Source organism: uncultured Amnibacterium sp., from assembly GCF_964245895.1.
Classification (GTDB): Bacteria; Actinomycetota; Actinomycetes; order Actinomycetales; family Microbacteriaceae; genus Amnibacterium.
On the sequence record NZ_CAXTOQ010000133.1, the window covers coordinates 1 to 9815 of the forward strand.

Below are 9815 nucleotides of genomic sequence, written 5' to 3' on the forward strand. Positions count from 1 at the left end.
ACCGGCGAGCTGTTCGGGTACGTGCCGGGCGACGACCTGTCGAGCCGGTCGATCGAGGGCGAGAACCCGCTCTACCTGCCGCAGGCGAAGGTCTACGAGGCGTCCTGCGCGCTCGGCCCCGCGATCGTGCCGGTCTGGGCGGTCGACGGCCCGTTCGGCATCCGGCTCGAGATCGAGCGGGACGGCGCGACCGCGTTCGACGCGACGACCACCTCCGCCGCCATCACCCGGTCCTTCGAGGACCTGGGCGCGTGGCTGTTCGCGGCGATGCCGTTCCCGTCGGGCGCCGTGCTGCTGACCGGCACCGGCATCGTGCCGCCGGAGTCCTTCACCCTTGCGGCGGGCGACGTCGTCCGCGTCACGGTCGAGGGCGTCGGCGTGCTGGAGAACCCGGTCCGGGAGGTCGGCCGCCGCGTCTGAGTCCGACCAGCGCTCCCGAGCCCTTCAGCAGGGACCCCGGAGCACGACAGCAGGAATCCTCGAGCACGACGGCAGGAAGAATCCGCTTCGGCAGGAAGAACGCGGCCGATTCTTCCTGCCGATGGGAGTTCTTCCTGCTGAAGGGCTCCCGGATTCCTGCTGAAGGGCTCGGATCGTCGCCGGAGGAGCGCCGTCAGACGGCGGCGATCGTCCAGGCGACCGTGTGGGCGGCGCCCGGCTCCAGCACGACCAGGTCGGTGCCGGAGCTGAACGCGTCCGGCGGGCAGGTCATCGGCTCGACGGCCAGGCCCACGCGGTGGTGCTCCGGCTCGGGGCGGTCGCCGGTGTGCACCTGCACCCACGGCGCGACCGCGTCCCAGCGCACCTCCACGCCCCGCCCGTCGGCCGCGACGACGCGGGCCCGGTGCTCGCGGAGCCCCGTGAAGGCGTGGTCGATGAACAGGTCGCCGATCCGTCGCCCGGCGGCGAAGTCGAACTCGCCGCCGGCGACCGCGCGGAGGCCATGCGGGATCAGCCGCTCCGGGTCCACCTCCAGCACCTGCGCGGCGTCGACCTGCAGCGTCCAGTCGTCCACCCGGCCAGGGCCGCCGACGAGGTACGGGTGGCCGGAGGCGCCGTAGGGCGCCCGGGTCGCGCCCGTGTTCGTCGCGGTGATCGCGGTCGTCAGGCCGTCCTCGCCGAGCGTGTACGCGACCTCGACACGGAGGCGGTGCGGGTACCCGGCCTGCGCGACGACCTCCGCCTGCAGCAGGACCGACTGCTCCGAGCGCTCGATCACGCGGTAGTCGGTCCAGCAGGCGAGCCCGTGCAGCGCATGCCCGCGGTCGGGCTCGGTCAGCGCGAGCCGCTGCTCCACGCCGTCGAACGCGTACCGCCCGTCGACCACGCGGTTCGGCCACGGCACGAGCACCACGCCGCGGAACAGCGGCCGCACCTCGTCCGCGGCGAAGGGCACGACGAGGTCGCGGCCGCCGGAGGTGAGCGTGCGCAGGCTCGCCCCGATGGAGGCGATGTCGGCGGCGTACTCGCCGGATCGCAGCGCGATCCGCGTGCCGCTGATCGGCGGTGCGTCGCTCATGCGCCCGCCGCCGCGTCGAGCAGCGCCTGCGTGTGCCGCCCGCGCAGCTTCCCCTCCGGATCGGTCCGGTGCACCAGGTCGCGGAAGTCGCCGAACCGCGGGTAGCGGGCGACGATCGCCTCCGGTGCGAGCGTGTGCACCTTGCCCCAGTGCGGACGGGGCGCGAAGGGCTCGAGCGCGGCCTCGATCCGCGGCGTCAGCGCGACGACCGCGTCCGGCTCGTTCTTGAAGGTGAAGTGGATCGCCAGCGAGTCCCGGCCGGACGCCATGCTGGTCCACAGGTCGTCGGCGGCGATCGTCCGCAGCTCGGTGATCAGCAGGTGCGGGGCGATGTCGGCGGCGAGCGCGCGCACCGCTTCCAGGGCGCCGACCGCGTCGGCCCGGTCGACGAAGTACTCGGTCTGGATCTCGTCCCCGTTGCTCGGGGTGGACTCGATGCGGAAGTGCGGCAGCGCGGCGGACCAGGCGCCCGCGACGCCCTGCTGCGTCGTGTTGTCGTCCTCCGACGGCAGGATCTGGGAGGCGCCCTCGATGCGCACCGCTCCGGCCAGCTCGTCCGGCACCGGCTCGTCGGCGGACTCGAGCCGCCGCTTCACCCAGACCTGCCCGATCGGGTCGGTCGCCCAGTCCGTGAAGACGCTGACGCTGTAGCCGGCCCCGGTGATCGCCGGCACGTCCGCGAGCAGGGTCGCCCACGGCAGGCCGCGGTACACGTCCTGCCGCACGAGGTACGAGGGCTGCACCGCCAGCTCGAGCCGGACCGTGACGCCCAGCAGCCCCAGCGCGACGACGGAGCCGGGGAAGTCGGGGTGGCCGTGCCGCACCCAGCGCAGCGACCCGTCCGGGCCGACGATCTGCAGGCCGCGGACCGCCGTCGAGAGGTTGCCGTTCAGGTCGCCGGAGCCGTGCGTGCCGGTCGCGATCGCGCCGCCGACGGAGATGTGCGGCAGGGAGCCCATGTTGTGCAGGGCCCACCCGCGGTCGGTCAGGTACGTCGCGACGGCCGCGTACCGCGTGCCGGCGCCGACGGTGACGACGCGGCGGTCGGTGTCGAGGTCGAACGACGGGTCGATCGCGGTCGTCGTGACCAGCACGCCGTCGGTGTCGGCGAGGTCGTTGAAGGAGTGCCGGGTGCCGAGCGCGCGGACGCGCGGCGACCGGGCGACGAGGTCCTGCACCGCCTCGACGGTCGGCGGCGCCTCCACCGCGGTCGCCCGGTACTCGTAGATTCCTGACCAGTTCCGCATGCGTGGACCTCCTCGTTCGCGTCGTCCATCCTGCCTGGTCCGGCCCCACGGCATCGATTCTGCGGATTACCATTCCCGCTGCGCGGGGGCAGAGGGAGGGCGCTGATGAGCGTCGGCATCGCACGGGTCTCGGACGAGGTGGACGAGGTCCTGCTGGGTCGGCTGATCGCCGAGCTGCAGGAGGGCGCGGACCGCTGGGCGGTCACATCGCTGACCGACCGGGCCGCGCTGCTGCGGACGACGCACGCGAGCGTCGCCGCCGCTGCGGAGACCTGGGCGTCGACCGCGGCGGGCATCAAGGGGCTCGACCCGGACTCGCCGCTCGTCGGCGAGGAGTGGCTCGCCGGCCCCTACGGCGCGCTGACCGCGCTGGCCCGGCTGGCGTCGACGCTCGACGTGCTGGCGGAGGGCCGCAGCCCGCTGCGTGGGCTGCGGTTCCACGACGCGCCCGGCGGCCGACGTGCCGTCGACGTGCTGCCGCTCGACGCGACCGAGGCGGTCGTGCTGAACGGCTTCCGCGCCGAGGTCTGGTTCGCGCCGGGCGTCACCGACCAGCGGGCCATGCTCACGGCGGGCCTCGGCGCGCTGCGCGTCGGCGAGTCCGGGGGCGTCGGCCTGGTGCTCGGCGCCGGGAACGTCACCGCGATCGCGCCGCTCGACGTGCTGTACGGACTCGTCGCGGAGAACCGCGCCGCGGTGCTCAAGCTGAACCCGGTGCTGGCCGGCATGGCGGAGCCGCTGGAGGTCGCGTTCGCGCCGCTGATCGACGCGGGGCTGCTGCGCATCGTGCAGGGCGGGGCCGCGGTCGGCGGCTTCCTCGCCCACCACCCAGGCGTGCGGCACGTGCACATCACGGGCAGCGCGGCGAGCCACGACGCGATCGTCTGGGGCACCGGGGAGGACGCCGCGGCGCGGAGGCGGGCGGGAACGCCCCTGCTCGGCGTGCCGATCTCGAGCGAGCTGGGCGGCGCCTCCCCGGTCGTCGTCGTGCCGGGCGAGTGGACCGCGCAGGACCTCGCGTTCCAGGCCGAGCACGTCGCGACGATGCGCCTGCACAACGGCGGCTACGACTGCGTCGCCGGCCAGGTGCTGCTGCTCTCCGCGGACTGGCCCCAGCGGGAGGCGTTCCTCGTGCAGCTGCGGCGCGCGCTCGACGCCGCCCCGCCGCGTCCCGCCTGGTACCCGGGCGGCGCGGACCGGTGCGCCACCGCACTCGCCGACTACCCCGACGCCCAGCGGCTCGGGCCGGACGGCGGGCGGCTCCTGGTCGACGTGGGCGCCGACCCGGGCCGGATGGGGACGACGGAGTGGTTCGCGCCGGTCCTCGGCGTCGTCGACGTGCCCGGCACCGGGCAGGCGTTCCTCGACGAGGCGGTCCGGGTGGCGAACGAGGACCTGGTCGGCGAGCTCGGCGCGAACGTGCTGATCCGGCCGGAGGACCGGACGGCGCTCGGCGCGGGCTTCGGCCGGGCGATCGCCGCGCTGCGCTACGGCACGATCGCGATCAACGCGTGGACCGGTGCCGCGTTCCTCTTCCCCGCGGCGCCGTGGGGCGCCTACCCGGGCGCGACGATCGCCGATGTCCGCTCCGGCATCGGGGTCGTGCACAACGCGCTGCTGATCGACGGGGTGGAGCGCACCGTCGTGCACGGGCCGTTCCGGCCGTTCCCCGCCTCCGTGCTCGCCGGCGAGCGGTCCATCTCGCCCAAGCCGCCGTGGTTCCTGTCGTCGCGCACCGGCACGCCGTTCGCGAAGCGCTTCACGGGCTTCGCGACCGGGAAGGCCCCCTGGCTGCTGCCGGGCGCGATCCTGGCGGCGCTCCGCGGCTGACCCCTCCGCCCGACGGACCGCGGACTTGCCGCTTCCGGCACCCCACACCCCGAAGCGCGTGCCGGAAGCGGCAGGCGTGCGGTCCCGAAGCGCGGGAGGCGCTCAGTGGCGGTAGGCCGCCGGGTCGGCCAGCAGCGGCGCGAACGCGAGCTCCGCCGCGCCGATCAGCGGTATGCGCGAGCCGAGCTCGCTGCGCCGGATCTCGACGCGCTCGCCGATGCCGGGCAGCGCCCGCTCGGCGACGAGCCGGTCGAGCCGCTCCCCCGCGACCGCCGCGAGCGCGGACAGGAACCCGCCCAGGATCACCCGCGCGGGGTTGAGCACGGTGACGGCGTTCGCGATCGCGACGGCGAGCGCCTCCACCTGGCGGCCCACCTCGGCCGCCACGCGGGGCTCGTCCGCCGCGGCGAGGAGGCTCGCCTCCAGCCGGTCGGCGGGTGCGTCCTGCAGGCCGAGCACCTCGAGCAGGGCGACCCGCTGCACCGCGGACTCGAGCGTGCCGCGCACGCCGAGGGTGTCCGGCACGCCGTTCGAGGAGATGATCGCGTGCCCCAGCTCGCCCGCGTGGCCCGTCGCCCCGGCGAGCGGCACGCCGCCGGCGACGATCCCGCCGCCGATGCCGCCGGCCCCGCCGTACAGGTACACCAGGTCGCCGACGCCCCGCCCGGCCCCGAACAGCCACTCCGCCCGCGCGCCGAGGGTCGCGTCGTTCGCGACCGCGACCGGCAGCGCGATGCGCTCGGCCAGCCGGTCGGCCAGCGGCACGTCGCGCCACCCGAGGTGCGGAGCGAGGCGGACCAGCCCCTCGGCCGAGCTGACGACGCCGGGCACCGCGACGCCGGCACCGACCGGTCGGTGGTGCGGGGAGGCGGCCAGCAGCCGGGCGAGCGCCTCCCCGGAGGCCTCGACGGCGTCCTCGACGTCCGGCACGGCGGGGAACGGGGTGCGGTCGACCGCGACGACCTCGCCGCCGAGCCGGACGAGCGCGACGGTGATCGCGTCCACCTCCGGGTTCACGGCGACCGCGACCGGCTCCTCGCCCGCCCGCACCAGGGGGCTCGGCCGCCCCACCTGACCGAGCGCCGACGGCGGGTCCTCGACCACGAGCCCGCGCGCGGCGAGGTCCGCGACCAGCGCGCCGACGGTCGAGCGGTTGAGGCCGCTGACCCGTGTCAGCTCGCTGCGCGTGAGGGGCGCCGCGTGCACGCGCTGCAGCACGAGCGCGAGGTTGTGGCGGCGCCCGGACCCGCCCGAACGCCCACGAGGTTCAGGGTTCGGCACCGCGCCAGCATAGGGAGCGGGCATCGCGCTCGCGTCCGCCGACGTTCCTCGGCCGCGGACCGGCGCGCCCCTGCGCCCGCCCTGCCGCCGCGTCGACCCCGAGGCCGACCCCGAGGGCGATGGCAGGACAGAACGGCTTCAGCAGGACGAAACGGCCCGGATCGTCCTGCCCAAGCCGTTCTGTCCTGCTGAAGCCCTCGATCTGTCCTGCTGAAGCCCTCGGCCTCAGACGGGCGCGCCCGTGCGGCGGAAGGCGGCGCCCGGGTGCGACGCCGGCAGGTGGGCGTCGCCGGCGGGGAACATCCGCTGCCGGAGGGTCGGTGCGGCGTCCGGCTGCGCGACCAGGCCGCGGCGGCGCAGCTCCGGCAGCACCAGGTCGAGGAAGTCGTCGAAGGTGCCCGTCGGATCGGGCTGCACCAGGAACCCGTCGGCGCCGGTCTCGTCGAGGAACGCCTCCGCCTGGTCGACGACCTGCACCGGGTCGCCGACGAAGGGCGCCCCCATGACGGAGTTCTTCTGGAACTCCTCCAGGATCTGGCGCACCGTCCTGACCGGGGCCCCGTGCGCGCCGGAGAACCGCTCGACGTTCGTCCGGCCGGTCTCGGTCGCCGTCGTGGTCAGCGGGCCGTCCGGGTCCATGGTCGTCAGGTCCAGGCCGGTGAAGAACGCGTACGCGGCCGCGGCGTCCTCGAGCGTCCAGAACGACGACTGCGCCGCGCGCTTCGCGAGCGCCTCCTCCTCCGTCGGCGCGACGACGAAGGTGCCGGCCGACAGGAACACGACCGCGTCGCGCCCGCGCCCGTTCGCGTCGAGCAGGTCGCGGACGGCGGCGATCTGCGTGGCGGTCGCCGCGGGCTCGCTCGCCAGGAACACGCCCTCCGCGAAGTCCGCCGCGAAGCCGCGGCCGCTCGACGAGGCCCCCGCCTGGAACAGCAGCGGCGTCCGCTGCGGCGACGGCGGCACGGTCAGCACGCCGCGGGCGCGGTGGAAGCGGCCGTCGCGATCGATCTCGTGCACCTTCGCCGGGTCCGCGTACACCCCGGCCTCGCGGTCCTCGACGAGCGCGTCGTCCTCCCAGCAGCCCTCCCACAGCTCCATGGCGAGGCGCAGGTGCTCCTCGGCCCGCTCGTACCGCTCGTCGTGCGGGATCATCGGCTCGCCGAACAGCAGCGCGGAGGCGTTCTGGCCCGCGCCCGTGACGACGTTCCAGCCGAGCCGGCCGCCGGTCAGGTGGTCGAGCGTCGCGAACCGGCGGGCGACGACCTGCGGCCGCTCGACGGTCGTCGACACCGTCGTGACGAGCCCGAGCCGCTCGGTCGCGAGCGCGAGCGCCGACAGCAGCACGACCGGGTCCGCCTTCGGGAACTGGACCGCGCTCGCGACGGCGCGCGGCACGACGTGGCCGCCGACGACCGGATAGGCGTAGTCGTCCGCCAGGAACAGGAAGTCGACGCCGGCGGCGTCGAGCCGCTGCGCCATCGCCACCCAGTGCTGCAGGTCGAGGAAGCCCGTGGAGGTGTTGCCGGGCAGGCGCCACTGCCCCATCGTCGTCATCGCCTGGAACATGCCGAGGCGGATCGGCCGGCGGGCGCTCACGCCGCGATCCCGGCGGGGCTCAGCCGGCGGAACGTGGACTGGTGGAAGACCAGCGGCTCGGCCGCGGGGTCGGTCGCGAGCGCGTGGACGCGCAGCAGCACGACGTCGTGGTCGCCGGCGGGCATCCCGCCCTCGACGGCGCACTCGAGGTGCACGGGCGCCCCCTCGATCAGGATGGCGCCGGAGGCGGTGCGCTCCACCCCGATCCCCGAGAAGCGGTCGACGACCTTGGACGCCAGCTGGCGGGCGGCGGCCTCGTGCACCTCGCCGAGCACGGAGACCCCGAGTCGGGCGGCGCGGCCCAGGACCGGCCACGTCGTGCTCGTGCGCTGCACGGCGAACAGGACCAGCGGCGGGTCGGCGGAGATGCCGACCTGGAACGAGGAGGCGACGAGGACCCGCGGCACCCCGTCCACCTCCGCCGCGATGGCGGCGACGCCGGAGGGGAACAGGGCGAACGTGCGGCGCAGCGCGCCGGGGTCGTCGAGCGGGGTCAGGCGGGACACGGATCCTCCTCCGGATGAGTGAACCGAACGGTTCAGGAGGGTAGAGGACCGGTGTTTCCGCGCTGTTTCGCGCGCGTCACGACCTGCCGGGGACCGGGAAGGCGTCGACGAGGCGGGCGTACGCGCGGTCCAGCAGCTCCCGCGGCGTGCCGGACACGAGGTCGAACTGCAGCCCGCGCCACGCCGCGACGAGCCCGGTCGCCAGCTCGAGCGCGGTGTCCTGGTCGAACCCCTCCCGCTCGAGGACGACCCGGACCGGTCCGGCCCACTCCGCGCCGAGCCGGGCGAACAGCTCCGCGTTCCGCTCCGGCCGGTACAGCGCGACGCCGAACGCCTGGAAGAAGAACGCGAGGAACGGGCCGTTGTCGGGATGGGCGATGTCCGCCCACGCCCGCAGCAGCCGGGTTCGGAGGTCGTCGCCCTCCTCGCCGAGGCGGCGCAGCGCCCCCTCCAGGTGCGGGAACCGGCCGTAGGCGACGAGCGCGGCCTCGCTCAGCACCCGGTCCTTCGAGCCGAAGTGGTACAGCAGCATCCGGTTGTTCGATCCGACGGCGCGGGCCAGCTCGCTGAGGCTCAGCTCGCTGGCGCCGTGCTCGAGCACGTGGTCCGCGACGCGCTCCAGCAGGCGCCGCCGCGCGGCGCCACCCGCGGGCGCGCCGGCGGGCGCGTCGGTCGTCATGGCGCCGACCCTAGCGATCCGGGTCAGGGCAGCGCGGTCACCTGCGTGGTCGAGGTGAGCGCCCTGGCCGCGTCGGCCGCGTCGTCGTACTCGACCGCGTCGCCCTCGAGCCGCACCCGGAGGACGGCGCGCGCGTCGGCGCTGGACGCCGCGACCCGCAGGTCGAGGTCGCCCGGCTCGAGCACCCGGCGCCCGCCCAGCCCGGTGAAGCTCGCCAGGTCCGCCGGCACGGTGAACCGGACCCGCGCGGCGGCGCCCGGCTCGAGGTCCACCCGCGTGTAGCCGACGAGGCGCTGCACCGGGCGCACGACGCTCGCGACCGGATCGGACAGGTACAGCTGCACGACCTCGGTCCCGGCGCGGTCGCCGCTGTTCCGCACGGTCACGGCGACCTCGATCGGGTCACCGAGCCGGATCCGCTCGGGCGCCTCCGCGTCGGTCCACGTGAACGACGTGTAGCCGAGGCCGTGCCCGAACGCGAAGGCGGGCGCGGGGTCGACGCTCGACACGTCGCTGCCGCTCGCGAGCCGCGCCGCGAGGTAGGTGCTGGGCTGGGCGTCCGGCCTTCCTGGCACGCTCACGGGCAGGCGGCCGGAGGGGTTCACGCGGCCCGACAGCACGCCGGCGACGGCCGCGGAGCCCTCCTCCCCGGGGAAGAACGCCTGCAGGATCGCCGCCGCGCGCTGCGGCGCGGCGCCGAGCGCGTACGGCCGCCCAGTCAGCAGCACCACGACGACGGGCGTCCCGACGTCCAGCACCGCGTCGAGCAGCGCCTGCTGGGCACCGGGCAGCACGAGCGACCCGACGTCGCAGCCCTCGCCGCTCGTGCCGCGGCCGAACAGGCCCGCCCGGTCGCCGAGCACCACGATCGCGACGTCGGCGTCGCGGGCCGCGGCCACCGCGTCCGGGATGCCGGCGGTGTCGAAGTCGTCGATGCCGGTCCCCGTGACGGCGGTGATCGCGGCGTCCGGCAGCTCCCGGCGCAGCGCCTCCAGCGGCGTCGGCAGGTCGATGCCGAGCGGCACGTCCGGGTGCTGGCCGCCGACGTGCGCGGGGAAGGAGTAGCACCCGAGCAGCCCGGTCCAGGTCGTCGCGTTCGGCCCGAGCACCGCGATCCGCGCCCGGGCGGCGAGCGGCAGGACGCCGTCGTTCGACAG

General features: G+C 75.6%; 9 protein-coding genes. 2 read left to right on the plus strand and 7 right to left on the minus strand.

Going from position 1 to position 9815, the window contains the following annotated elements:
• Positions 1–420: fumarylacetoacetate hydrolase family protein (locus ACFE60_RS14880; RefSeq protein WP_375389646.1), on the plus strand; the 420-nt coding region annotated here is incomplete at its 5' end.
• A gap of 193 nt (positions 421–613) precedes the next feature.
• On the opposite strand, the gene ACFE60_RS14885 is transcribed toward ACFE60_RS14880, so the two are convergent.
• Both ACFE60_RS14885 and ACFE60_RS14890 read right to left on the minus strand, forming a co-directional pair.
• The gene (locus ACFE60_RS14885; RefSeq protein WP_375389647.1) at positions 614–1519 is read right to left on the minus strand and encodes an aldose 1-epimerase family protein; all 906 of its coding nucleotides are present in this window, start codon (positions 1517–1519) and stop codon (positions 614–616) included.
• Positions 1516–2766: an FAD-binding protein gene (locus ACFE60_RS14890; RefSeq protein ID WP_375389648.1), complete on the minus strand. Its 1251-nt coding sequence runs from the start codon at positions 2764–2766 to the stop codon at positions 1516–1518. The genes ACFE60_RS14885 and ACFE60_RS14890 overlap by 4 nt, the downstream gene beginning before the upstream one ends.
• Before the next feature lie 105 nt (positions 2767–2871).
• Here ACFE60_RS14890 and ACFE60_RS14895 point away from each other — a divergent pair, with 105 nt between their 5' ends.
• Positions 2872–4596 (plus strand): aldehyde dehydrogenase family protein, encoded by a 1725-nt coding sequence (locus tag ACFE60_RS14895; RefSeq protein WP_375389649.1) that lies wholly within the window; start codon positions 2872–2874, stop codon positions 4594–4596.
• 102 nt (positions 4597–4698) lie between these two features.
• Here the strand turns inward: ACFE60_RS14895 and ACFE60_RS14900 are convergent, their stop codons facing one another.
• The 5 genes from ACFE60_RS14900 to ACFE60_RS14920 all read right to left on the minus strand — a co-directional run.
• Positions 4699–5877: an ROK family protein gene (locus tag ACFE60_RS14900; protein ID WP_375389650.1), complete on the minus strand. Its 1179-nt coding sequence runs from the start codon at positions 5875–5877 to the stop codon at positions 4699–4701.
• 225 nt (positions 5878–6102) lie between these two features.
• Complete coding sequence (locus tag ACFE60_RS14905; protein WP_375389651.1) at positions 6103–7473, minus strand: NtaA/DmoA family FMN-dependent monooxygenase; 1371 nt, start codon at positions 7471–7473, stop codon at positions 6103–6105.
• On the minus strand, positions 7470–7979 hold the full coding sequence (locus tag ACFE60_RS14910) for a flavin reductase family protein (protein WP_375389652.1): 510 nt from the start codon (positions 7977–7979) through the stop codon (positions 7470–7472). Before ACFE60_RS14910 ends, ACFE60_RS14905 begins: the two co-directional genes overlap by 4 nt.
• Positions 7980–8055: 76 nt before the next feature.
• The gene (locus ACFE60_RS14915) at positions 8056–8658 is read right to left on the minus strand and encodes a TetR/AcrR family transcriptional regulator (protein ID WP_375389653.1); all 603 of its coding nucleotides are present in this window, start codon (positions 8656–8658) and stop codon (positions 8056–8058) included.
• A 23-nt stretch (positions 8659–8681) separates the two neighbouring features.
• Positions 8682–9815: glycoside hydrolase family 3 C-terminal domain-containing protein (locus ACFE60_RS14920; protein WP_375389654.1), on the minus strand; the 1134-nt coding region annotated here is incomplete at its 5' end.

Bases quoted from the DNA above. Each gene is read 5' to 3' on its own strand.
- ACFE60_RS14885 (WP_375389647.1), bottom strand. From the start codon at position 1,519: ATGAGCGACGCACCGCCGATCAGCGGCACGCGGATCGCGCTGCGATCC.
- ACFE60_RS14890 (WP_375389648.1), bottom strand. From the start codon at position 2,766: ATGCGGAACTGGTCAGGAATCTACGAGTACCGGGCGACCGCGGTGGAG.
- ACFE60_RS14895 (WP_375389649.1), top strand. From the start codon at position 2,872: ATGAGCGTCGGCATCGCACGGGTCTCGGACGAGGTGGACGAGGTCCTG.
- ACFE60_RS14915 (WP_375389653.1), bottom strand. From the start codon at position 8,658: ATGACGACCGACGCGCCCGCCGGCGCGCCCGCGGGTGGCGCCGCGCGG.